This window comes from Microbacterium sp. MYb64 (assembly GCF_002979495.1).
GTDB lineage: Bacteria > Actinomycetota > Actinomycetes > Actinomycetales > Microbacteriaceae > Microbacterium > Microbacterium azadirachtae_A.
Genome location: NZ_PCOW01000020.1, coordinates 1 through 22,947 on the forward strand (window position 1 = coordinate 1; position 22,947 = coordinate 22,947).

21 protein-coding genes are annotated in these 22,947 nt (G+C 70.7%); 13 read left to right on the plus strand and 8 right to left on the minus strand.

Annotation, left to right across the window (positions count from 1 at the left end):
- The 3 genes from CQ044_RS15365 to CQ044_RS15375 all read left to right on the plus strand — a co-directional run.
- A partial coding sequence (locus CQ044_RS15365; RefSeq protein ID WP_105689270.1) for a trypsin-like peptidase domain-containing protein occupies window positions 1-1,376 on the plus strand: 1,376 nt, incomplete at its 5' end.
- Between the two features lie 106 nt (window positions 1,377-1,482).
- The gene (locus CQ044_RS15370) at window positions 1,483-2,766 is read left to right on the plus strand and encodes a CDP-glycerol glycerophosphotransferase family protein (protein WP_105689271.1); all 1,284 of its coding nucleotides are present in this window, start codon (window positions 1,483-1,485) and stop codon (window positions 2,764-2,766) included.
- On the plus strand, window positions 2,763-4,217 hold the full coding sequence (locus CQ044_RS15375; RefSeq protein WP_105689272.1) for a CDP-glycerol glycerophosphotransferase family protein: 1,455 nt from the start codon (window positions 2,763-2,765) through the stop codon (window positions 4,215-4,217). Before CQ044_RS15370 ends, CQ044_RS15375 begins: the two co-directional genes overlap by 4 nt.
- An 18-nt stretch (window positions 4,218-4,235) precedes the next feature.
- Here CQ044_RS15375 and CQ044_RS15380 read toward each other — a convergent pair whose 3' ends face one another.
- From CQ044_RS15380 to CQ044_RS15400, 5 genes are all read right to left on the minus strand, one after another.
- Complete coding sequence (locus CQ044_RS15380; protein ID WP_105689324.1) at window positions 4,236-5,273, minus strand: glycosyltransferase family 2 protein; 1,038 nt, start codon at window positions 5,271-5,273, stop codon at window positions 4,236-4,238.
- A gap of 130 nt (window positions 5,274-5,403) precedes the next feature.
- Window positions 5,404-6,783 (minus strand): sugar porter family MFS transporter, encoded by a 1,380-nt coding sequence (locus CQ044_RS15385; protein ID WP_105689273.1) that lies wholly within the window; start codon window positions 6,781-6,783, stop codon window positions 5,404-5,406.
- 65 nt (window positions 6,784-6,848) lie between these two features.
- Window positions 6,849-7,154 carry a hypothetical protein gene (locus CQ044_RS15390; RefSeq protein WP_105689274.1) on the minus strand — a complete coding sequence of 102 codons (306 nt, stop codon included), beginning with the start codon at window positions 7,152-7,154 and terminating at the stop codon, window positions 6,849-6,851.
- Between the two features lie 101 nt (window positions 7,155-7,255).
- Window positions 7,256-8,245 carry a hypothetical protein gene (locus tag CQ044_RS15395; protein ID WP_258133337.1) on the minus strand — a complete coding sequence of 330 codons (990 nt, stop codon included), beginning with the start codon at window positions 8,243-8,245 and terminating at the stop codon, window positions 7,256-7,258.
- A gap of 100 nt (window positions 8,246-8,345) precedes the next feature.
- A complete protein-coding gene (locus tag CQ044_RS15400; protein ID WP_045272270.1) occupies window positions 8,346-9,038 on the minus strand; it encodes an NTP transferase domain-containing protein in 693 nt (230 codons plus the stop codon).
- Between the two features lie 240 nt (window positions 9,039-9,278).
- Between CQ044_RS15400 and CQ044_RS15405 the strand changes: the two genes are divergently transcribed.
- From CQ044_RS15405 to CQ044_RS15415, 3 genes are read left to right on the plus strand one after another with little or no spacing between them, the layout of a single operon-like run.
- Complete coding sequence (locus tag CQ044_RS15405) at window positions 9,279-11,048, plus strand: ABC transporter ATP-binding protein (RefSeq protein ID WP_105689275.1); 1,770 nt, start codon at window positions 9,279-9,281, stop codon at window positions 11,046-11,048.
- Window positions 11,024-12,592 carry a hypothetical protein gene (locus tag CQ044_RS15410; protein ID WP_105689276.1) on the plus strand — a complete coding sequence of 523 codons (1,569 nt, stop codon included), beginning with the start codon at window positions 11,024-11,026 and terminating at the stop codon, window positions 12,590-12,592. Before CQ044_RS15405 ends, CQ044_RS15410 begins: the two co-directional genes overlap by 25 nt.
- A gap of 54 nt (window positions 12,593-12,646) precedes the next feature.
- The gene (locus CQ044_RS15415; RefSeq protein ID WP_045272272.1) at window positions 12,647-12,913 is read left to right on the plus strand and encodes a DUF3039 domain-containing protein; all 267 of its coding nucleotides are present in this window, start codon (window positions 12,647-12,649) and stop codon (window positions 12,911-12,913) included.
- A 12-nt stretch (window positions 12,914-12,925) separates the two neighbouring features.
- On the opposite strand, the gene CQ044_RS15420 is transcribed toward CQ044_RS15415, so the two are convergent.
- Window positions 12,926-14,248 (minus strand): nicotinate phosphoribosyltransferase, encoded by a 1,323-nt coding sequence (locus tag CQ044_RS15420; RefSeq protein ID WP_105689325.1) that lies wholly within the window; start codon window positions 14,246-14,248, stop codon window positions 12,926-12,928.
- A 70-nt stretch (window positions 14,249-14,318) separates the two neighbouring features.
- Here CQ044_RS15420 and murI point away from each other — a divergent pair, with 70 nt between their 5' ends.
- The 4 genes from murI (at window position 14,319) to CQ044_RS15440 (ending at window position 17,528) form a co-directional block, all read left to right on the plus strand.
- Window positions 14,319-15,152, plus strand: a complete 834-nt coding sequence (murI, locus tag CQ044_RS15425; protein WP_105689277.1) for a glutamate racemase — start codon at window positions 14,319-14,321, stop codon at window positions 15,150-15,152.
- On the plus strand, window positions 15,149-15,907 hold the full coding sequence (rph, locus tag CQ044_RS15430; protein WP_105689278.1) for a ribonuclease PH: 759 nt from the start codon (window positions 15,149-15,151) through the stop codon (window positions 15,905-15,907). Before murI ends, rph begins: the two co-directional genes overlap by 4 nt.
- Entirely contained in the window at window positions 15,907-16,497 is a 591-nt protein-coding gene (gene rdgB, locus CQ044_RS15435; protein ID WP_105689279.1) for an RdgB/HAM1 family non-canonical purine NTP pyrophosphatase, read from the plus strand. The genes rph and rdgB overlap by 1 nt, the downstream gene beginning before the upstream one ends.
- Window positions 16,498-16,595: 98 nt before the next feature.
- On the plus strand, window positions 16,596-17,528 hold the full coding sequence (locus CQ044_RS15440; RefSeq protein WP_105689280.1) for a cation diffusion facilitator family transporter: 933 nt from the start codon (window positions 16,596-16,598) through the stop codon (window positions 17,526-17,528).
- A gap of 23 nt (window positions 17,529-17,551) precedes the next feature.
- Here the strand turns inward: CQ044_RS15440 and ligD are convergent, their stop codons facing one another.
- Window positions 17,552-19,567 carry a non-homologous end-joining DNA ligase gene (ligD, locus tag CQ044_RS15445; protein WP_105689281.1) on the minus strand — a complete coding sequence of 672 codons (2,016 nt, stop codon included), beginning with the start codon at window positions 19,565-19,567 and terminating at the stop codon, window positions 17,552-17,554.
- 61 nt (window positions 19,568-19,628) lie between these two features.
- Here ligD and CQ044_RS15450 point away from each other — a divergent pair, with 61 nt between their 5' ends.
- Window positions 19,629-20,465 (plus strand): Ku protein, encoded by an 837-nt coding sequence (locus CQ044_RS15450; protein ID WP_105689282.1) that lies wholly within the window; start codon window positions 19,629-19,631, stop codon window positions 20,463-20,465.
- 7 nt (window positions 20,466-20,472) lie between these two features.
- On the opposite strand, the gene CQ044_RS15455 is transcribed toward CQ044_RS15450, so the two are convergent.
- On the minus strand, window positions 20,473-21,159 hold the full coding sequence (locus CQ044_RS15455) for a DedA family protein (RefSeq protein WP_105689283.1): 687 nt from the start codon (window positions 21,157-21,159) through the stop codon (window positions 20,473-20,475).
- 212 nt (window positions 21,160-21,371) lie between these two features.
- On the opposite strand from CQ044_RS15455, the gene CQ044_RS15460 reads away from it, so the two are divergent.
- Window positions 21,372-21,656 carry an ArsR/SmtB family transcription factor gene (locus CQ044_RS15460; RefSeq protein WP_374954867.1) on the plus strand — a complete coding sequence of 95 codons (285 nt, stop codon included), beginning with the start codon at window positions 21,372-21,374 and terminating at the stop codon, window positions 21,654-21,656.
- A 107-nt stretch (window positions 21,657-21,763) separates the two neighbouring features.
- A complete protein-coding gene (locus tag CQ044_RS15465; protein ID WP_105689285.1) occupies window positions 21,764-22,930 on the plus strand; it encodes an MFS transporter in 1,167 nt (388 codons plus the stop codon).
- Window positions 22,931-22,947: the final 17 nt, after the last annotated feature.

A 22,947-nucleotide genomic window follows, 5' to 3' on the forward strand; every position in this document is an offset into this window, starting at 1 on the left:
CCCCCACGACGCCGATCCCGCCCACCGGCGGCTACGCGGTCCCGGGCCAGGCGCACCCGACCCAGCCCGTCAACCCCGGCCACCCTGGCGTGCACACCGGTGCCGCGTTCGGAGCTGCCGCGACGGCGTCCCCGGCCCCGGAGCGCAAGACCAGGAACGGCGTCGGCGGCGGCAAGATCGCCGCGATCATCATCGCCGCAGCTCTCGTCGGAGGCCTCGCCGGCGTCGGCGGAGCCGTCGGCTACGGGTCGCTGACTTCGTCGAACTCCTCCTCGACGAAGACCGGGACTGGTCCCAGCACCGTCACCGTGAACAACCCGGAGTCGGTGTCGGAGGCCACGGCGATCGCCGCGAAGGCCGTGCCCTCGGTCGTCACGATCGAGGTCTCCGGATCCAGCGCGGCCGGCTCCGGATCGGGCATCGTGCTCGACAAGGAAGGCCACATCCTCACCAACGCGCACGTGGTGACCCTGGACGGCGAAGTCTCGAACCCCACGATCAGGGTGACCACCTCGGACGGCCGCATCCTCGACGCCACCGTCGTCGGGGTCGACGCGACCTACGACATGGCCGTCATCCAGGTGAAGGATGGCTCGAGCCTCACTCCGATGGAGTTCGCCGACTCGTCCAAGCTCAACGTCGGGTCGATGACCGTCGCGGTCGGGGCCCCGCTGGGCCTGGCCAACTCGGTCACGACCGGTATCGTCAGCGCGCTTAACCGCAGCATCCAGATCCAGTCGTCCGCCGCTCCGTCGCAGGGCTCCAATGGCGACCAGCAGCAGAGCCCGAACCAGGACGGCTCCCAGCAACCGTTCCAGTTCGACATCCCCGGTCGCGGATCCGGGTCCCAGAGCGCGGCGGCGACGATCTCGATCTCGGTGATCCAGACCGACGCCGCGATCAACCCCGGAAACTCCGGCGGCGCGCTCGTCGACAGCGACGGCAAGCTCATCGGCGTGAACGTCGCGATCGCGAGCGCGGGATCCTCGTCCTCCTCGTCGGGGCAGTCGGGCAACATCGGCGTCGGTTTCGCGATCCCGTCGAACATCGCCAAGCGCATCGCGAACGACATCATCGCCGACGGCAAGGCCACGCACGGGCTGCTCGGAGCGACGGTGCAGGACGCGAGCGGCCAGAAGGGTGCCACGGTCGTGGGCGCGTCCATCGCCTCCGTCTCCAGCGGAGGGGCCGCGGCCAACGCGGGCATCCAGGCCGGCGACGTGGTCACGGGCTTCAACGGCAACCCGATCACCGATGCCAGCGACCTCACGGCGCAGGTGCGCTCGGTCGCGGGCGGCAGCACCGCGACGCTCACGATCGACCGCAACGGACAGTCGCAGGACATCAAGGTCACGCTGGGCACGCTCGCCCAGTGAACCACCGCTCCTGAACCCTGCAGCAGAAGAGGACGCCACCCCGCGACGCCGTCGCGGGGTGGCGTCCTCTTTCCTCGCCGGCGCCGCCGACCGGTAGGCTCGCGGGGTGGCGTCCTTCTCCTTCCGTGCGGGCAACGCCGGCAAGCTCCTGAGGATCCCGCTGTACCTGCTCGGGCGCCTGGGCACCCTGATCGTCCCGCGCGGACGCGGCTGGGTGATCGGCTGCGGAGCGGGGATCGGCGACGGCGCCCTCGCCCTCTGGCGGGCGGCGGTCGACGCGGGGCTGGACCCGCTCTGGCTGACCGGATCCGCCCGCGAACAGCGCGATGCCACGGCCCTCGGCATCCGCGCCGTTCCGAAGAACGGCCTCCGCGGCTGGTGGGCCACCGCCCGTGCCCGTGTGGTCGTGGTCACGCACGGCTTCGGTGATGCGAACCGCTATGCGAGCTCCGGCGCCTACCTCGTGCAGCTCTGGCACGGCATCCCGCTCAAGCGCATCGGCCTCGACTCGCCGGCGACCGTGCAGAGCGCATTCCTGCCCGGCTTCGTTCCGCTGCAGAAGCTGCTCGGCCTGCTCTACCGGGCCCAGACCCGGCGCATCGACGTGCTGCCCGCCGCCTCTGATCGCTCGCGCGGCCGCCTGGAGTCGGCGTTCGGGCTCGGCGTGCAGCAGGTCCTCGTGACCGGCGAGCCGCGCGTCGACGTGCTGTCGACGGGGGATGCTTCCTCTCGCCGGTCACAGGCGGTCGCACGGCGCGACGCCGCGGTCGGGGCGCTCCCGGACGGCGCGCGTGTGGTGCTGTACGCGCCCACCTGGCGCGACGGAGCGCCGGACCCGGCTGTTCCGGACGACGCCGAATGGGCGCGGATCCTTGACGTCCTCGAGCGCACCAACAGCGTGCTGCTGGTGCGCTCGCATCCTCTCGGCGAGGGGGAGTACCGTCCTCCCGTCCCGACGGATCGGGTCCGCGCGATCGGATCCGCCGTGGTGCCGGACATCACGCCGGTGCTTCCCGCGATCGATGTGCTCGTCACCGACTACTCGTCGATGGCCTACGACGTCGGGCTGCTCGCGATGCCCGTGATCTACCTCGCACCCGACCCCGCCGAGTACGCCCGCACGCGAGGCTTCTACGGCGACTACGCCGAGGTCTCAGGGCCGGATCCCGCCGTCGACTGGACCGCCGCATCCGCGCAGCTGCAGGCGGCGCTCGAGGACACTGCGGAGTTCGACCGGCGTGCCGGGCTCTCCCGCGAACTCAGCGCGCGCATGCACGCGCATCGCGACGGCCGGAACACCGCTCGCGTGCTCGCTGCGATCCTCGCGCGCACGGGCGCCGCTGCGACCATCCCCGCACCTTCCACCCCCGCTCCGAAGGGAACCGAATGACGACCCCCCGCGTCAGCTCCGTCCGCGTCGACGAGGAGCAGCAGACGCTGCTGATCGCGGGGGAGGGATCCGCCCCCGCCGAGGTCGAGCTCGCCGGTCGCCGTGCCGTGGCGGCCGCGCGCATCGTCGAGGACGGGCCGGAGGCGTGGAGCGCCGTGCTGCCGCTCCGGGCCTCGCGCTGGGGCGGTGCCGAGCTGCCCCTGCCGAGCGGGGAGTACGCGCTCACCGTGGACGGCGCCCCGGCCGACGGACTCGCGATCGAGACCGTGCTGCTCGCCGGCCTCCGCGTCAGCGCCTCGGATCGCACGGTGCGGATCGCGCCTCCGGTCGACCCGGTCTACGAGACCGCCGAGGGGAAGCTCGCACTGGAGGGCCGCTATGCGGCGCTGCCCGGCGCGCGGGAGAACGCGGTGTTCTTCGAGTCGTTCTACGGCCAGTCCAGCGGCTGCAACCCGGGTGCGATCGACCGGGAGCTCGCCCGGCGTGCCCCTCAGGTCACCCGCTACTGGAGCGTCGTGGATCTCTCCGTCCCGGTTCCGGAGGGCGCTGTCGCGGTCGTCGAGGGATCGCCCGAGTGGTGGCGCGCACGCGCCGACGCGCGGCTCCTCATCGTGAACGACTGGCTGCGCCGCCGCTTCGACCGCAAGCCGGGTCAGCGCGTGCTGCAGACCTGGCACGGCACCCCGCTCAAGCGCCTCGCGCTGCATCGTCCAGGACTGCACCCGCGGCGCTGGCTCGCCGTCGTGCGCGAGTCGCGGCGCTGGGACGTCCTGCTCGCCCAGAACCCCTACGCCGAGCGCGTGCTGCGCAAGGCGTACGCGTTCCTGCGCAAGCCCATCTGGGTCGACGGCTATCCGCGCAACGACGTGCTCGCGACGGGGGATGCCGCCCGCATCCGCACCGCGCTCGGGATCGGCGAGGACGAGCGGGTGCTGCTGTACGCGCCCACCTGGCGCGACGATCGGTCGGAGATGGTCGACTTCGTGGATCCGAACGCGCTCGCCGCGGACACCGGCTCCGTCGTGCTCGTGCGCGGGCACTCCCGCACGATCCGCCCAGGGCGGGACCAAGCCGGATCCCGCGTCATCGACGTGACGGGCTACCCCGACACCGCGGAGCTGCTGCTGGTCGCCGACGCGCTCGTGACCGACTACTCCTCGGTCATGTTCGACTTCAGCGCGACGGGCAAGCCGATGTACTTCCTCGTGCCCGACCTCGAGCACTACCGGGGCAAGCTGCGCGGCTTCTACTTCGACCTCGCGGCCCGCGCGCCGGGCCCGCTGCTGCGCACGCAGGAGGAGCTGGTCTCGGCTCTCTCCGATGTGTCCGCGGTCGCCGAGCATGCGCCGAAATACGTCGCGTGGCAGGCCCAGTTCAACGGTCGCGACGACGGCGCAGCCTCGGTGCGCGTGGTCGACAGGATCCTGGACCTCGGCTGGCTGGACGCCTGACGCCGTCCGGCTGAGACGTCAGGGCAGGGGCGTGTTCCGCGTGCCCAGCCGCGAGGTGTCGACCGTGTCGTGCGCTCCGCGGAGGACGCCCATGAGGAAGCCCAGGCCCCAGGAGAGGTGCATGGTCGGCAGGACGGCGAGCGTCCACAGGCGCTCCCGAGGGCTGCGCGGAGGATCCGCGGGGCGAGCCGGGATCAGGGCCATGGCGATGACCAGCGCCGCGTAGGCGACGAGGGGCAGATAGACGGCGGAGGCGATCACGGAGCCGAGACCGGAGAGCACCCCGGTCAGCTGCAGGACGCCGACGACGACCGCGAGCGCCAGAATCACCAGCAGGGCGGGCGGGGCGAAGAAGCGGACGCCGTTGCTGCGGCCGTAGCGGCGCACCAGTTCGCCGCGCCAGGCGCCGGTGGAGCGGAACTGGCGTGAGAGCCGGGTCCAGCTCTCACGCGGCCAGTAGGTGACGGCGAGCTGCGGATCGAACCACACGGTGTGACCCGCCTGGCGGATCCGGAGGTTCAGCTCCCAGTCCTCGCCACGGCGGATCGACTCGTCGAACAGGCCGACCTCGTCGAGCACGGTGCGCCGCATGACGCCGAGGTAGGCGGACTCGGCCCTGCCCTCCTTGGTGCCGCCGTGATAGCTGCCGCCGCCGAGCCCGACCGGGGAGTTGTACGCGCGGGCGACGGCGGCCTGGAACGGCGTGCGCCCGTCGGCGCGCATGACCCCGCCGACGTTCGCCGCTCCGGTGCGCTCGAGCGTGGCCAGGGCGCGCGCGGCGTATCCCGGCGAGAGCTCGGAGTGCGCGTCCACGCGGATGACCGTCGGATACCTGCTCGCCCTGATCGCGGCGTTCAGTCCGACCGGGATGTCGGCGGCAGGGTTGTGCACGATCCGCAGCCGCGGCTCACGGGCGGCCAGGCGCTCTGCGAGCGCGGTGGTGCCGTCGGAGGAGGGGCCGAGCGCCAGCACGAGCTCGGTCGGGCCGTCCACGTCCTGCGCCAGGGCCGAAGCCACGGCGTGCTCGAGGTACGCGCGTTCGTTGAGCACCGGCATCACGAACGACACGCCCGCGCCGGACAGCGGGGCGCCCGCGCCGGGGGAGGACGGTTCGCGATGGTTCACCCGTCGATCCTTTCATGTCGCACCTGCGCGCCCCCAGGGTGCCCGCGCCGGGCGCGCCGGACTACCAGCGCCCGCCGTTCTTCCAGTACTGCCCGATGTCCTCGAGCGGACGGCCCTTGGTCTCGGGTGCCAGCCACACCACGAAGAAGAACGCGACGATCGCGATGACGCCGAAGACGGCGAAGGTGCCGGCACCGCCCAGGGCGTTCAGCATCGTGAGGAAGAACGCTCCGACGATGACGTTGGCGACGAGGTCGCTCGTCAGCATGACGCTCGCGCCGAGGGAGCGCAGATGCGCGGGCATCGCCTCGCCGGCGTACACCCAGACCAGGGATCCGAACCCGAACGTGAAGCCGGCGGTGAACAGCACGAGGCCGATGAATCCGGCGATCGTGAGTGCGCCGTCGAAGTGGCCGCCACCGATCGCGAACACGATGACCAGCAGCAGGTTCGCCAGCACCATCGTGCCGATGCCGATGAGCAGCACGGGACGGCGACCCATCCTGTCGATGACGAGCAGTGCGATGAACACCGCGACGAGGCCGGCGACCTGCACCAGGGCGGAGAGACCGAGCTTGACGATGTCGTCGGTGAAGCCCATGGCCTCGAAGATGCGCGGGCTGTAGTACACGATCGCGTTGATGCCGGTGAGCTGCACGAAGAAGCCGAGGCCCACGACGAAAAGCGTCGCGCGGAGGAAGGGCTTGCGCAGCAGGTCCCGCCAGGATGTGGTGTGCGCGGACGCGAAGCCCGCTGTGATCGTCTCGATCTCCGCGTCGACGTCGACCTCAGGGCCCTCGATCCTGGCCAGAGTCGCGCGGGCCTCCTCGGTGCGGCCCTTCATGACGTACCAGCGCGCGGTGTCGGGCAGCCGGAGCAGCACGATCGTGATGATCACGCCGGGGATCGCCGCGAGCCCGAGCATCCAGCGCCAGCTCTCGGTGGGCGCGAGCGCCATCGCCACGAGGTAGCCGAGGATGATGCCGGAGACGGTGGCGACCTGGTAGAGCACGAGGAATGCGCCGCGCGAACGGGTGGGGGCCGACTCGGCCACGAAGACCGGGACGACGACCACCGAGATGCCGATCGTCAGGCCGAGCAGGAACCGTGCGACCACGAGCACCCACAGGGCGGGGGCCACGCCGGAGAGGAGCGAGAACAGCGCGAAGCACGATGCGACCGCGACCATCGTCGGCTTCCGGCCGATCCTGTTCGCGAGCGCCCCGCCGAACAGCGCGCCGAGGATCTCGCCGACGACGACCGTGGTGGTGACCCACGACTGCGCGGCGGCGTCGAGGTGGAAGTCCTTCGCGAGGTACAGCATCGCGCCGCCGATGTTCGACGAGTCGTAGCCGTAGATGATGCCGACGGTCGCGGCGGCGACGCCGACGAGGAGCGCCAGGCGGGTCGTGCGGCCGTTGCCGGTCAGTGCCGAGCTCATGGTCCCGTCCTTCTTTCAGGTGTCTCCCAGGGAGGGCATTCGAGCGTACACCGGGGGCGCGCGGCTCAGACGACGAACCGCCACACGTACTCCAGCCCGTCCTCGGGGCGGAACCAGGCGAGGGTGATCACGATGTCATCGACATCCGCATCGCAGAGGCACACCTCCATCTGGTCGCCTCCGCGCACGTGTCCCCAGAGCTGAGTGCGACCCGGATCGGAGGAGGCACGGGCGAAGACGCGCACGAAGCGGATCTCCCCGCCGCCGTTGGTGATCATCGGGTGCGTCCTGTCACGCCGGTCGACGGCCCAGGGAATCGGATACGCCGGCTCGGGGAGTCGAGCCGAGGGCGGGTCGGGGGAGCTGTTCATGTCCCCACGCTAGGAGCGGGCGCCGACCATCGCGGCGACAGATCCCGCGCGGCGACGAGGGCTGTGCAGACCTTCCCCGCTCGGGGAATTGTGCGGATCGGTCAGAGCTGCTCGCCGGGCGGCGAAGGATGCAGTTCCGGACCAGGGCCTTCTGGAGCGGAGATCGGAGCGGGCTTGCGGCGCACGACCTCGGCGGCCTTCCGGCCGACGACGCCGACACCCCGTGCGGCGCTGCCGGCGGCCCCGGCGACCGCGGTTCCCGCCAGCTGCGCACCGCGCGCGATCCGGCGTTCGATGCGCTGCGCGCCCGGCACCGGTTCGAGCTCGGCGGGCAGCGTCTGGGGAGGAAGCCCGAACGCACGACGCGAGCTGGTCAGCACGCGTCGGCCGAGCACATGGTTGCCCGCACCCCCGATCACGGCGCCGACGCCGAACGGCAGCGCCTTGCCCAGAAGGGACGCGCCACCCACGCCGGCGAACTGTCTGATCAGCATGCTCTTCAGCCGGTCGGCGAGCGGCCCGACTGCGGCACGCGGCAGCGACTTCGTCACGAGCTCGCCCCAATAGGCGGATCTGCCCAGCCCCTTGCCGCCGGCCTGGCCCGCGAGCTGGCGGATCAGGTCGACCCCCTCCTTGCCGAGCATCAGGGTCATCACGAGGGCCCTGGCCCGGTCGGGATTCGTCACGGTGATGCCGTGCACCTCCGCGATCGACTGGGCGAACAGGGCCGTCGTCTCGACGAACCCGGCGGTCTCGACGCCGGACAGGGCGAGCGTCACCCCCGTGCCGATCCCCGGGATCACCGCCGTCGCTCCGACGGCCGCACCTCCGGTCGTGACGGCGGCGAGGTAGCGGCGTTCGAGCAGGGTGATGACCTGCGCCGGAGTGGCGTCGGGGTGGCGCAGGCGGATGCTGCGGATGTGCGCGAGCACGAGCGGCCGCTGCACGGCCAGGACGCGATCGAGACCGCGGATGTGCATCGGGTGCTCCGAGGAACCGGCAGGCGGGACTCCGCCTGCCCACGGCGCATCGTCGGGCAGGGAGTGGATCCGGTGGATGGCCTTGTCGCCCTTGCCTTCTTTTCGCCCCATGGAGCAGAGCCTATGTCCGCGGCGCTGCGAGAACGCCCGCAACGCAGAGAGCCCGTGCGCGCGACGGGCGCGGCACGGGCTCTCTGCGTTGCAGGGAGGGTCAGACGAACAGGTTCGCCCGCTCCAGGTCCTCGGCGAAGTCGACCTCGACCGCGTACAGATCGGAGATGTCCATCGGCTCCAGCAGCAGGCCGTTCTCCACGATCGCGAGCTCGAGGCCGCGCTCGAAGTAGTCCTGGTCCTCCACGCGCTGCAGCTGGCGCATGAACGCCTGCTTGTCGCGCGAGGAGATGTAGTTGATGCCGACGGCCTCGCCGATGCCGCCCTTGACCGTCTTGGAGAGCTCCTTGATGTAGCCCTCGGCATCGACGGTGTACTTGACCTCTTCATCGCTCACCTTGGCGGTGTTGACGGTGACGAAGGACTGGTCGCGCTCGATGAACGAGATCGCGCGCCCGAGGATGCGCGGGTCGAACACGACGTCGCCGTTCATCCAGAGCACGCCCTTGCGGCCGGTCGCGGCGAGGCCGCGCAGCAGGCTCTTCGACGTGTTGGTCTCGTCGTAGCGCTCGTTGTGCACGTAGTTCACATCGGGGAACGCCTCGATGATCGTCTCGGCGCGGTAGCCGACGATCGTCGTGATGCGCACGTCGTCGCCGAACGCGGCGTGGATGTTGTCGTGCTGCTGCCGCATGATCGAACGCCCGTCGTTGAGCTCGGTCAGCGGCTTCGGGAGGGAGCGCCCGAGGCGCGAGCCCATCCCGGCAGCGAGAATGATGGTCTGAAGAGTCACAGAAATGCTCCTGTTACTTGTGTTCACGGTTACGTCACCGATGGGACACTTCCTCGTGCCGGTGATCATGCTATCGACCGACCCTGAGCGGATCATGGTCAGAATGGGCGCGATGCCATTCCGTTATCGACTGCTCGGTTCATTCCCAGGTTCGGCATAGGCGACATTCGATGCTTCGGATCCCGTCACTTCGGGTCGTCGCCCGGGTTCGCAGGCTCGTCGGTTGCTACCGTGAAGGGCATGACCGGAGCACCCAACGATCCCCGCGCGCCCAAGGACTCTTCCCCGCCCACAAAGGCCCGTCGTCCCGCGTCCGCCAGCCCTCGGGCGACGGCCGCGCAGACGGCGCGCGTGAAGGCCGAGAGCCAGGCCTCCGCGGCGCGTGCCGCGGCCGCCAAGCGCACGGCCGCCAGGACGAGCGCCGCGCGCACGGCGGCGGCGAAATCCGCAGCCGAGAAGGCCGGCGCCGCGAAGGCGGAGGCGGCGGCGGAGGACGCGAAGGAGTCCGCCGCCAAGGTCGCCGCGGTCAAGGCCACGGCGCCGCGCACCGCACGCGCACCGCGGGCGGCCAAGACCGCCGCGACGGCGAAGCGCACGGCCGCGACGGCGAAGAGCGAGGCCGCAGCCACGGGCGCCGAGACGTCGGGGGGCGTCACGGACCCGGAGTCGAGCGAGTCCGCGCCGAAGCGCACGACGACCGCCCGGACCGCGCGCAAGACGGCGGCGAAGACCGCGGCCGCGAAGACGACGGCCGCGAAGACGACCACGACGAAAGCCGCCGCCGCGAAGACGACGGCGGCGAAGAGCACCGCGCCGAAGACGACGGCCACGAAGCGCGCTCCGCGGGCGAAGGCCGCAGAGGCAGCGCGGACGGCACCCGCTGCTGTGGCCGCGGAGGCCGCCGCTGCCGTTCTGGAGGTGGTGAACCCGCCCGTCGTCGCGGAGCCCGCGATCGAAGCGGTCGAGGACTCGGGCTCAAAGCCCTCCCCACAGCCCGCCGACACGGGGCATGATGCTCCTGTGGACAGCGAATCGGGGGCGGCGGGATCCGCCACGAGCGAAGCCGCGGCCGCCGAGCCGGTCGCGGCGGAGGTCGTCGAGGTCGAATCCGTCGCGTCCACGGTCGCCGTCGTCGAGAACGAGGGTGTCGCGACCGACGAGGTCGACGCCGAGATCGCACCGGCGGAGGCGACAACGGATGTCGTGGAGGATGCCGCCGCGGTCGCGCCGGATCCTGTCGCCGACGTCGACGGGCAGGCGCTCGTCGTGCGCGGCCTCGTCAAGCGCTTCGGCGACGCCGTGGCGGTGGGGAGCATCGACCTGACGGTGCCCGCCGGATCCTTCTACGGGATCGTCGGCCCCAACGGTGCGGGAAAGACCACGACGCTGTCGATCATCGCCGGCCTGCTGCGTCCCGACGAGGGCACCGTGCGGATCAGCGGGATCGATCAGACCGCCGATCCGGCTGCCGCGAAGCGGGCGCTCGGCGTGCTGCCCGATCGCCTGCGCACCTTCGACCGGCTGACCGGGCGTCAGCTGCTGCACTATTACGGGCTGCTGCGGGGTCTTCCCTCGGACGTCGTGGAGAAGCGCGTCGCCGACCTGGCCAGGGCGTTCGATCTCACCGGCGCGCTCAGCCGCGTCGTCTCCGACTACTCCGCCGGAATGACCAAGAAGATCATGCTCGCCGGGGCCATGATCCACTCGCCGCGCGTACTGGTGCTGGACGAGCCGTTCGAGTCGGTGGATCCGGTGTCCTCGGGAGTCATCCTGGACATCCTGCGCGCCTACGTCGCGCACGGCGGCACCGTCATCCTCTCCAGTCACGGCATGGATCTGGTCGAGCAGGTGTGCGCCCGGATCGCGATCATCGTCGGTGGCGAGGTCCTCGCCGAAGGCACGGTCGACGAGGTGCGGGCGGGGCAGACCCTCGAGCAGCGCTTCGTGGAGCTGTCCGGCGCGGGCGCCGAGGTGGAGGGGCTCGAGTGGTTGCACACGTTCTCCGACTGAGGCTCATGCTGGCGCTCGGCGCGCTGCGCGGCGACCGCAGCCGGGTGGCGCGGACCATCGTGGCACTGCTGCTCACTGCCGCGGCGGCGACGGTGGCGGTGGTCGCCATCCGCAGCCTCGCGCAGACCTCCGAGGCGGCCGCGCACACGGTCATCGTGCTCGGCAGCTCCGCCGTGGTCCTCGGCTTCTTCGTGGCGCCGATCCTGGCGGGATCCGTCGACCAGCTGGATCCGCGTCGCTTCGTGGTCTTCGGCGTCGACGAGCGGCGGCTTCCGGTGGTCCTCACCCTCGCCGCCTTCGTGAGCGTGCCGAGCCTGGCGCTGCTCGTGGTGGAGGCGGCCGTGGTGACCGTGGCGATCTCGTTCGGGGTTCCCTGGATCCTCGCGGTGCTCTCCGGGCTGCTCACCCTCGCGACGTCCGTACTGGCCGCGCGGGTCGGGATGGCGCTGAGCGCGCGGCTGCTGCCAGAGCGGCGCTCGCGCGAGCTCACATCGCTCTTCGCACTCGCCGTGATCGTCATCGCGGTGCCGGTGTGCGTGTTCGTGGCCTCGCTGGGCTGGGCGGGCGCGGTTCCGCCGGTCCTGCACACCGTCGCAGGGGTGCTCGGCTTCACGCCGCTCGGCGCCTCCGCTGCCATGCCGTTCCTCGCACTGTCCGATCACGGCGGCGGGGTGTGGGGTGCGGCGATCGTCGCGGCGGCGACTGCGGCCATCGTCGCGATCGGGTGGCTGGCGCTCGCGCGTCGGGCGCTGAGCACGACCGAGCGGCCCACCGCGGTGCGCGAGCGGCCGGGGCTCGGCTGGTTCGCTCTGCTGCCGTCGAACGCCTTCGGCGCGGTGGCTGCGCGCAGCCTCGTCTATTGGCTGCGCGACCGTCGCTACATCATGAACTTCGTGATCGTCCCGATCGCGGGCGTGCTGACGATCGTCCCGCTGCTCGTCGCCGGCGTGCCGCTCGAGATCGCGGCGGCGCTGCCGGTCGCGGTGATGGCGCTGTTCTTCGGCTGGCTCCCGCACAACGACGTCGCCTACGACTCGACCGCCTTCTGGATCCACGTCGCGAGCGGAGTGAGGGGAGTGCCGGACCGGCTCGGCCGTCTCATCCCCGTCCTTCTGATCGCCGTGCCGACCCTCGCCGTGGCGATCCCGGTCACGCTCGCCGTGATCGGGCGATGGACCCTGCTGCCGCTGTTCATCGGCGTGGTCGCGAGCCTGCTGCTGTCGGGCCTCGGCCTGTCCAGCATCCTGTCCGCGGTCGCGCCCTATGCGGTCTCGCGTCCGGGCGACAGCCCGTTCCAGCAGCCGCAGCGCGCCCGCGGCGGTCTGCTGGGGCAGGCGGGCACGCTCCTGGGCGCGGTCGTGCTGAGCCTGCCTGCGCTGCTGCTGGCCTGGCCCGCGCTGGCGGGTGATCAGGTCTCCACGGCGCCCGTGCTCTGGACCGGACTGCTGGTCGGGGCCGCGGTGCTGTTCCTCGGCGTCCAGATCGGAGGCCGGACGTTCGAGCGCCGCGGTGCGCAACTGATGGAGTTCGTCGAGACGGTGTGAGAGATCCGCGCGATCGCGGCGCCGGTCGGCCTGGGCGCGATTAGACTCGCGGTCATGAGTACCCCGCTGGATGCCCCGGACCAGGGCGGCGTCGCCACCCTCGATCGCGAACTCGAGCAGCTCCTCAACGAGGAGCTGCAGGAGCCGGGAGACCACGAGCGGTTCTCCCATTACGTGAAGAAGGAGAAGATCCTCGAGTCCGCTCTGACCGGCAAGCCCGTGCGGGCGCTGTGCGGCAAGAAGTGGACTCCGGGACGGGATCCGGAGAAGTTCCCGGTGTGCCCGACCTGCAAGGAGATCTACGAGTCGATGGTCGGCTGACCTCGACTGACCTCAGGCGACGTCGACGAACTCGGTTGGGATCGCCGGATCCGACTTGCTGAGCGCGAGGGCGCGCACCGGCAGCTCCTCGCGCACCTTGAGGTGGTGCTCCCGTGCGGCGACGGTTCCGGCCGGTCCCTCGTACGCGGTGTCGATCTCGCCGCCCTCGACGAGGGTCACCTGGAGCGCCCGTCCGTCCGCGCTCTCCTGGACGCCGAGTTCCTCGAAACCGTCCGCGACGAGCACGCGTTCGGACTGGGCGACGCCGTCGGCGAGGATCCGGAACGCCGCCTTGCGGCCGCCCTTCGAGGCCTTGTCCGCCGAGGCCTTGGCCACGGCGACCCAGCCGCCGTCGGATCCCTGGCGCGCCACGAGCTTGTAGACCATGCTCGCGGTCGGGTATCCGGATCCGGTCACCACCGACGTGCCGACGCCGTATGAGTCGACCGGGGAGGCGGCGAGGGCGGCGATCGCGTATTCGTCCAGATCGCTCGTCACGGTGATCTTCGTGCCGGTCGCGCCGAGCTCGTCGAGCTGTGCGCGCACCTCGGCGGCCATGATCGGGAGGTCGCCGGAGTCGATGCGCACCCCGCCCAGCTCCGTGCCGGCCACGCGGATCGCCGTCTCGACCCCGCGACGGACGTCGTAGGTGTCTACGAGCAGCGTGGTGCCGGTGCCGAGCGCGTCGATCTGGGCGCGGAAGGCGTCCTCCTCGCTGTCGTGCAGGAGCGTCCAGGAGTGCGCGGCGGTGCCCATGGTGGGGATGCCCCAGGTGCGGCCCGCCTCGAGGTTGCTGGTGGCGCCGAAACCGGCGATGAAAGCGGCGCGGGCGGCGGCGACGGCGGAGTCCTCCGCGGCGCGTCGGGATCCCATCTCGGCGAGCGGGCGCTCTCCGGCGGCGATGCTCATGCGGCTGGCGGCGGTCGCGACGGCGGAGTCGTGGTTGAGCACGCTGAGGGCCAGGGTCTCCAGGATCACGGCGTCGGCGAACGTGCCCTCGACCGTGAGGATCGGGGATCCGGGGAAGTACAGCTCGCCCTCGCGGTAGCCGCGGATGGTCCCGGAGAAGCGGTAGCCCTCGAGGTAGCGGTGCGTGGCCGCATCCACGACCTTCGCATCGCGCAGGTAGCGCAGCTCGTCCTCGCCGAACCGGAAGTCGCGCAGCAGCGAGAGCAGGCGTCCGGTGCCGGCCACGACGCCGAACCGCCGACCCCCGGACAGACGCCGGGAGAACAGCTCGAACACGCTCTGGCGCGCGGCGGTGCCGTCGCGCAGCGCGGCCTCCAGCATCGTGAGCTCGTACCGATCGGTCTTCAGGGCGCTGGACGCGGTCATGGCGATCAGCATACGGGCGGCGGGCCGTCCGAAGCGCGAGGACGCGTGCGCCCGACTAGGCTGGAGCATCATGAACGACGCGCCGATCGGGATCTTCGACTCCGGGGTCGGCGGGCTCACCGTCGCGAGGGCGATCAGGGCGCAGCTGCCCAGGGAGTCGTTCGTCTACATCGGCGACACCGCGCACTCGCCCTACGGGCCGAAGCCCATCGCCGACGTGCGCCGCTATTCGCTCGAGGTGCTCGACACGCTCGTCGATCAGGGCGTGAAGATGCTCGTGATCGCCTGCAACACGGCGTCCTCGGCGATGCTGCGGGACGCCCGCGAGCGCTACGACGTGCCCGTCGTCGAGGTGATCGGCCCCGCCGTCCGCCGGGCGATCTCGACCACCCGCAACGGCCGGATCGGCGTGATCGGCACGGTCGGCACGATCGGATCCCGCGCCTATCAGGACATGCTCGAGGTGAACGAGAACCTCGCGGTGTTCACGGCGGCGTGCCCGCGCTTCGTCGAGTTCGTGGAGGCCGGCATCACCGACACCGCTGAGGTGCTCCGGGTCGCGGAGGAATACCTGGCGCCGCTGCGTGACGCGGACGTCGACACCCTCGTGCTCGGCTGCACGCACTATCCGTTCCTCCGCGGTGCGATCGGCTACGTCATGGGGGAGGGCGTCTCGCTCGTCTCCAGCGACGACGAGACCGCGGGCGACGTCTACCGCCAGCTCGTCCGCGGCGATCTCCTCGCCTCCGCCGATGCCAGCCCCAACTACGTGTACGAGGCGACCGGGGCGTCCGCGGACGACTTCACCGCCCTCGCCAACCGCCTGATGGGCCAGGAGGTGCGGGGCGTCCGGCTCGTGCAGACCGGCGTCATCGACCTTCCCCACCTCAAGGAGATCCCATGACCGAGTCCACCATCCGCAAGGACGGCCGCACCGTCGACCAGCTCCGCCCGATCACGATCGAACGCGGCTGGAGCGCCCAGGCGGAGGGATCCGCGCTGATCAGCTTCGGGAACACGAAGGTGCTGTGCACGGCGTCGTTCACGAACGGCGTGCCGCGCTGGCTCAGCGGCAAGGGCAAGGGCTGGGTCACCGCCGAGTACGCGATGCTGCCGCGGGCGACGAACGAGCGCAACGACCGGGAGAGCGTGAAGGGCCGCATCGGCGGGCGCACGCACGAGATCTCGCGCCTGATCGGCCGGGCCCTCCGCGCGGTCGTCGACACCAAGGCGCTCGGCGAGAACACGATCGTGATCGACTGCGACGTCCTGCAGGCCGACGGCGGCACCCGCACCGCCGCGATCACCGGGGCGTACGTCGCGCTGGCCGACGCGATCGAGTGGGGCCGCCGCAAGAAGTTCATCGGGCAGAAGGCCCAGGTCCTGCACGACTCGGTCGCCGCGGTCTCGGTCGGCATCATCGACGGCGAGCCCATGCTCGACCTGGCCTACGTCGAAGACGTGCGCGCCGAGACCGACATGAACGTGGTGGTCACCGGTCGCGGTCTGTTCGTCGAGGTGCAGGGCACGGCCGAGGGCGCGCCCTTCGACAAGCGCGAGCTCGATGCGCTGCTCGAGCTCGGCGTCAACGGCTGCGCCGAGCTGCGCGACCGTCAGCTCACGGCGCTCGCCGATTCGGCGGGCTCAGGGACCGAGTGATGAGGATCGTCCTCGCGACGCACAACGCGCACAAGATCGCGGAGTTCGGGCAGATCGTGGCGGCCACACGCCCCGATCTCGAGGTCGTCGGGTACGACGGCCCGGAGCCGGTCGAGGACGGCGTGACGTTCGAGGAGAACGCGCTCATCAAGGCGCGCGCGGCCGCCGCGCACACCGGCCTCGCGGCGCTGGCCGACGACTCCGGCATCGCGGTGGACGTGCTGGGCGGCTCGCCGGGGGTGTTCTCCGCCTACTGGGCGGGGCAGAAGAAGGATGACGTCGCGAACCGGGAGCTGCTGCTGGATCAGCTGCGCGACATCGCGGATCCGCATCGCGCCGCGCACTATGTCAGCGTCATCGCGCTCGTCCTTCCGGACGGACGGGAGTGGACGGTCCGCGGCGAATGGCCGGGCCGCCTCGCGCAGGCCGCCGTCGGCGACGGCGGCTTCGGTTACGACCCTGTGTTCCTGCCGGAAGGGCAGACCGGCGCCGAGCGCACGGTCGGCGAGTTCACGGCCGAGGAGAAGCAGTCGCAGTCGCACCGTGCCCGCGCCTTCGTGGCGCTGGTGCCCCTGCTCGCCGAGCTCTGAGGCTGCGCCGCCGACGTGCGGCGCAAGTGAGAATCATCCCCATTCCCGACTAGGCGAAAACGCCTCCGACCGGGGGATCCCGGCTCTACCCTTGAAGCATGCACGACCACGCACCCGCCACGGGGATCCGCTCATCAGGCCACCGCCGTCTGCTCGCGATCTCACTGACGCTCACGTCCGTGATCATGATCGTGCAGGTGGTCGGTGCGATCCTCAGCGGGTCCCTCGCGCTGCTCGCGGACGCGGCGCACATGTTCACGGACGCCTCCGCCCTCGTCATCGCCCTCATCGCGAGCGCCGTCGCCGCGCGCCCGGCCGATGACCGGCGCACCTTCGGCTATCAGCGCGCCGAGGTCTTCGGAGCGCTGATCAACGCGATCATCCTGATCCTGCTCTCCGCGTGGGTGGCGTTCGAGGGCATCACCCGGCTGGTGAACCCGGGAGAGGTCGAGGTCGCCGGATCCCTCATGCTGATCGTCGCCGCGGTCGGCCTGGTCGCGAACGCGATCTCGATGTGGCTGCTCAGTGCGGCGCAGCGGGAGAGCATCAACGTCCGAGGCGCGTATCTCGAGGTCATGGGGGACCTCATCGGATCCGCCATGGTCATCGTCGCGGCGATCGTCATCATCACGACCGGCTGGATGCCCGCCGATGCGATCGCCTCGCTCGTGATCGCCGCCATGATCATCCCCCGCGCGATCGCGCTGCTGCGCGAGGTGTTCTCCGTGCTCGCCGAATCGGCGCCGAAGGGCACCGCCGTCAGCGAGATCCGTCAGCATCTGCTCGGCTATGCCGGCGTGACCGGGGTGCACGACGTGCACGTCTGGCAGCTCACGCGTGGCGCGCCGGTGTTCACGGCACACGTCTCGGTGCAGCCCGCGGTGCTCGCCGACGGGGGTGCGGCAGCGCTCCTCGTCCAGATGCAGACCTGCCTCGCGGAGCACTTCGACGTGGAGCACTCGACGTTCCAGATCGAGCCCGACGCGAGCGGCGCCGGAAACGCCGGAGACTGCGAGGCCGTGCACGCCTGAGGCCGCACGTCTGAGCCCGCAGATCAGGACTCGATGACGACCTCGTCCGGCCGCTTGTCTGGCCGCAGGCCCCGCCAGCGGGAGTGTCGCAGCACGCCGTCGTCGGTCCAGTTCGCGAACTCGACCTCGCCGACGAGTTCGGGACTGACCCACTGCGCGTCAGAGGCGTCGGCGACCGGCACACCGTCGACGGAGGGCGACGGCGTGCGCAGGGCCTCCAGCCGCGCGCCGAGATCCTGCAGAACCCGGTCGGTGAAGCCCGTGCCCACCCGGCCGACGTAGCGCAGTCCGGACGGCAGCCCGGGTTCGGGGATCGCGAGCAGCAGCGATCCGATGCGCCCCGTGCGGTCGCCCTTGCCCGGCCGGATGCCGACGATCACGACCTCCTGCGCCCGGGTGAGCTTGATCTTCAGCCAGCGCGGGGAGCGCCCGCCCGACGCGTAGGACGAGGCGGGATCCTTCACGACGACCCCCTCGAGGTCGAGCGCGGCGCTCGTCGCCAGGGCGGCGTCGACGTCGTCGAACACCGGCGGCACGAGCACCGGGGCGGGCAGATCCGTGGCGATCTGCTCCAGGAGCTCCCGGCGGTCGCGCAGCGGGAGCGGGGTGAGGTCGTGACCCTCCAGGTGCAGGAGGTCGAACAGGTGGTAGCGGACCGGGGTGCGGACGACTTCGCGCTCGATCTCGCGCGCCCGGGTGAGGTGCATCCGGTCCTGCAGGCGGTGGAAGCTCGGCCGGCCCGCGGAATCCAGCGCCACGATCTCCCCGTCGACCACGGCCTCGCCGACGGGGAATCCCGGCGCGCCGTCCGCGGTGAGCTCCGGATAGCGGTCGGTGATGTCGGTGCCGCTGCGGGCGCGCAGCCGGAAGCGGCCGTCCGACCAGGTGCCGATCGCGCGGATCCCGTCCCACTTGATCTCGGCCCAGCCGAGACCCCGGGCCGTGCCGGGGGTCCCGTGCTCGGCCAGCATGGGGGAGTACACCGGGACGGGGGCTCCGTCCCCGGCGGCGGTGGCTCCGTCCGGCGTGGCGACAGTGGTTTTGGGGCGCGGAATCTCGTTTTGGGGCGCGTCCCGCACGGATTCTGTGGCGTGGCGCGCCCCAAAACGGTGATCTGCGCCCCGAATCGGGGCGTCAGCCACCGCCGTGGCCGCCGCCGTGATGGCTGCGAACGGATCCAGGCCCCTCCCGGCGCGCTCGAGCACCTCGTCGAACCGCAGCTGACGGAGGTCCGGATCCTCCAGTTCGGCCCAGGTGCGCGGGGCGGCGACCCACGGCTGCGGGCGGCCGCGCAGCGAGTAGGGCGCGATCGTCGTCTTCTTGCCGTTGTTCTGGCTCCAGTCGAGGAAGACCTTGCCCGCGCGCAGGGTCTTCGTCATGACGCTCGTCACGAGGTCCGGGCGATCGGCCTCGATCGCGCGCGCCAGCGCGTGCGCGAAGGCGGAGATCTCGTCGCTCGTGCGATCGCCCGGGAGATGCGCGTACAGGTGGATCCCCTTGCTCCCGCTCGTGACGGGGACCGCATCCAGACCCATGCCGGTGAGGATCCCGCGGGCGAGGAGTGCCACCTCGGCGCACTGCGCGAGCGTCACGCCAGGGCCCGGATCCAGGTCGAGCACCAGACGGTCCGGGTCGCCGCGGCCGCCGTCCGGGCCGAAGCGCCACTGCGGGATGTGCAGCTCGATCGCGGCGACCTGCGCCATCCAGACCAGCGTGGCGACCTCGTCGACGAGCGGATAGTCCTTCGCGCCACCGGAGTGCGGGATCTCCTGACGGGGGATCCACCCCGGCGCGCCCGGTTCGAGCTGCTTCGCGAAGAAGGATCCCTGCGGATCCGCCGCGGTGCCGACGCCCTCCACCCAGCGCTTGCGGGTGACAGGACGGCCGGCGACGACGGGCAGCAGCTGCGGGGCGATCCGCGCGTAATAGTCGATCACCTCGCCCTTGGTGGTCCCCGTCTCGGGGTACACCACCTTGTCGAGGTTCGTCACGCGCAGTCGCCGCTCTCCGATGCGCACGAACTGCGGACCGTCTGCCATGTGGTCACAGTAGTGCGCAGGGAGGTATCCGTCGTGAGCGCCGGTGGTGTGTACTGGTGCCATGAGGACGATCTGGAAGGGCTCGCTCACCTTCGGCCTGGTCAACGTGCCGGTCAAGGTGTACTCGGCGACGGAGGACCACGACGTCTCGCTGCACCAGGTGCACGACGCGGACGGCGGGCGGATCCGGTACAAGCGGGTGTGCGAGATCTGCGGAGAGACCGTCGCCTATTCGGAGATCGACCGGGCGTACCAGGACGAGTCGCAGACCGTGGTGCTGACCAAAGAGGACCTCGAGTCGCTGCCCGCCGAGCGCAGCCGCGAGATCGACGTCGTCGAGTTCGTGCCTTCGGACCAGGTGGATCTGCTGACGCTGGACAAGGCGTACTACCTCGAGCCGGATTCGAAGTCGCCCAAGGCCTACGTCCTGCTGCGCAAGACCCTCGAGGCCACGGACCGCACCGCGATCGTGCGCTTCACGCTCCGCCAGAAGACGCGGCTCGCGGCCCTGCGGGTGCGCGGCGACGTGCTCGTGCTGCAGACCCTGCTGTGGGCCGACGAGGTGCGCGAGGCCGACTTCCCCGCCCTGCAGGAGGAGGTCACGGTCTCCGACAAGGAGCTGGAGCTGTCGGCGTCGCTCGTCGACGGGTTCTCCGCGGACTTCGATCCGAGTGCATTCGTCGACGAGTACCAGGTCGAGCTGCGCACGCTCATCGACGCCAAGATCGAGAAGGGGGAGGCCTTCGAGACCGAGGAGACGTTCGCGCCGGCCGAGAAGGGCGGCGAGGTCATCGACCTGATGGAAGCGCTGCGGGCGAGCGTCGAGAAGTCGAAGGCCGCGCGGGCCGAGGCGTCCGGCAAGGGCGTCGCGGACGGAGCCGCCCGCGACGCCGGCTGAGCCCGGCTCAGATCTCCGGCTCGACCACCGGGATTCCGGCAGCCGCCTCCTTCTTCGCCTTGCGGCGCTCGTTGAGGTAATGCCAGACCGTGACGGCGAGCGTGAGCGCGACGACGCCGAGCAGGATCACGTCGATGTACTTGGTGACGAGGTCCGCGATCCAGGGGATGTACGCGATCAGGTAGCCGACGTAGGTGAGCCCGAAGCCCCAGATGAGTGCGCCGATGAGGTTGTAGAGGCTGTACTTGCGCCACGGCATGTGCCCGACGCCCGCCGCGACCGGGGCGAAGGTGCGCACGACCGGGACGAAGCGCGCGATGATCACGGTCAGACCGCCGAAGCGCTCGAAGAAGTGGTTCGTGCGTTCCACGTTCTTCCTGCTGAACAGGCCGGACTCCTTGCGCTCGAAGACCGCGGGGCCGCCCTTGTGCCCGATCAGATAGCCGACCTCACCGCCGAGGAACGCCGCAAGCGCGATCAGCAGCCCGACGGCCCAGATCTCCACCCCGAACACGTGGTTGGTGTTGGTGAGCAGGCCAGAGATGATCAGCAGCGTGTCGCCGGGGAGGAGGAACCCGATGAGCAGGCCCGTCTCGGCGAAGATGATGAACAGCACCACGGCGAGTGCCCAGGGGCCGGCGCCGTGAATGATGACGTTCGGGTCGAGCCAGGGGATGAGGGCGGCGTGGTGCACAGGTGGTTCCCGTCCGTGGAGTCGTCGCTGGTGGTCTTGCAGCGGCGCGCAGTGCGCCGTCCGTCCGCGGGATGCGGCTTGAGTTGAATTCTATGGTGGCGCGGGTGTCGCGCGGCTGGGAGAGGGCTCCGACCGCGGCGATGCTATTCATCTGATAATTTAGATATGTGAGTGCAGATGATCGGGTATCCGAGGATCGCGTGTATCGCGCCGTGGCGAATGAGACCAGGCGCGAGATCCTCGCACTCCTCAAGGATCCGGAACGGAGCTTCGGGCGGGAGCGGTACGCGGACCAAGGTCTGGACGTCGACGCCGGAGTATGCGTCCAGGACATCCAGAAGGCGATCGGGCTCTCTCAGTCGGTGACGTCGACCTACCTCAAGAATCTCCAGGACGCGGGACTGCTGCGGTCGTTCCGGGCGGGGCGCTGGACGTACTACCGCCGTGATGAGGACGCCATCCGCGAGTTCGCCGAGCGCGTGAGTCGCTCGCTGTAGTTCGCTCCAGCCGTCTGTCCGCCTGAACGGCACTCGCCGGAGGGGCTTCTGTTGTGTGCCCCTCGTTCGCACTTCTACATCTATTTATCTATATATATGGAGGCAATATGAGACGTGGATTGTCGATGATGGCGCTGTCGATGGGGGTGTTCGGCATCATCAGCACCGAGATCGGGCTTGTGGGGGTGCTGCCCCTGGTGGCCTCGCGCACCCATGTCTCGGTGGCCGAGGCGGGGCTGCTGGTGAGCGTGTTCGCCGTGGTCGTCGCGGCGAGCGGGCCGTTCGGTGTACTGCTCACGGAACGGTTCGACCGGAAGAGCGTCCTGCTCGTCGCGATGGGCGTGTTCGCCCTCTCCAACGCGGTCTACGCGGTCTCGGAGAGCTTCCCGGTGCTCGTCGTGTTCCGGATCCTCCCTGCCCTGATGCATCCCGTCTATTTCGCGTTCGCCCTGACCGCGGCCGGCAGCATGGCTGCGCCCGGCAAAGCGGCGGGGGCGGCGGCCCGCGTCTTCGCCGGTGTCACGCTGGGGTTCGCGTTCGGAGTGCCGGCGATGTCGTTCCTCGCCGACCGCTTCACCCTCCCCGTGGCTTTCGCGGCGGCCGGAGCCGTCAACGTCCTCGCGCTGGTGGGGATCGCCCTGTGGGTTCCCGCCCTGCCTGCCGCCGGAAGAACCGCGGCGCGCGTGTCTGTGGGGACCCTGCGACGGCCCCGGGTGTGGCTGCAGCTCGCGACGGTCACGGCGATCTTCGTCGTGATGTTCTCCACGTACAGCTACTTCGCGGATCTGCTCGGCACGGTCGCAGGCATGCCGGGACCGATGGTCAGCGTGCTCCTGCTGGTGTTCGGCGTCGTCATGGTCGGGGGGAACTTCCTCTTCGCGCGGCTGATCGCGCGCGGCCTGCGCGCCACGCTCCTGGGCTTCCTGCTCGCGTACGCGGTGCTCTACGTCGTGCTCGCTCTGGTGTCCCCCTGGGCCTGGGCGATCGGCCTGCTCGTGATCCCGTGGAGCCTGGTGCATTCCGGCGGGCTGCTTCTGGGCCAGAGCCTCATCGCGGGGGAGACGTCCGATGCGCCGGAGTTCGGCAACAGCCTCTTCGTCTCCTCATCGAACATCGGCGTGGCTCTCGGCTCCGCGCTCGGCGCGTTGAGCATCAGCGTGTCCGGAGTCCGGTCCGTGCTGGTCCTCGGAGCGGGCGCGGCCCTGCTGTCTCTGGTGCTCGTCCTGGTCGTGCGGTCGCCGACCCGGCGCGCGGAGGTCGATCTTCGCGCGTGAGACGCATGAGGGGGCGG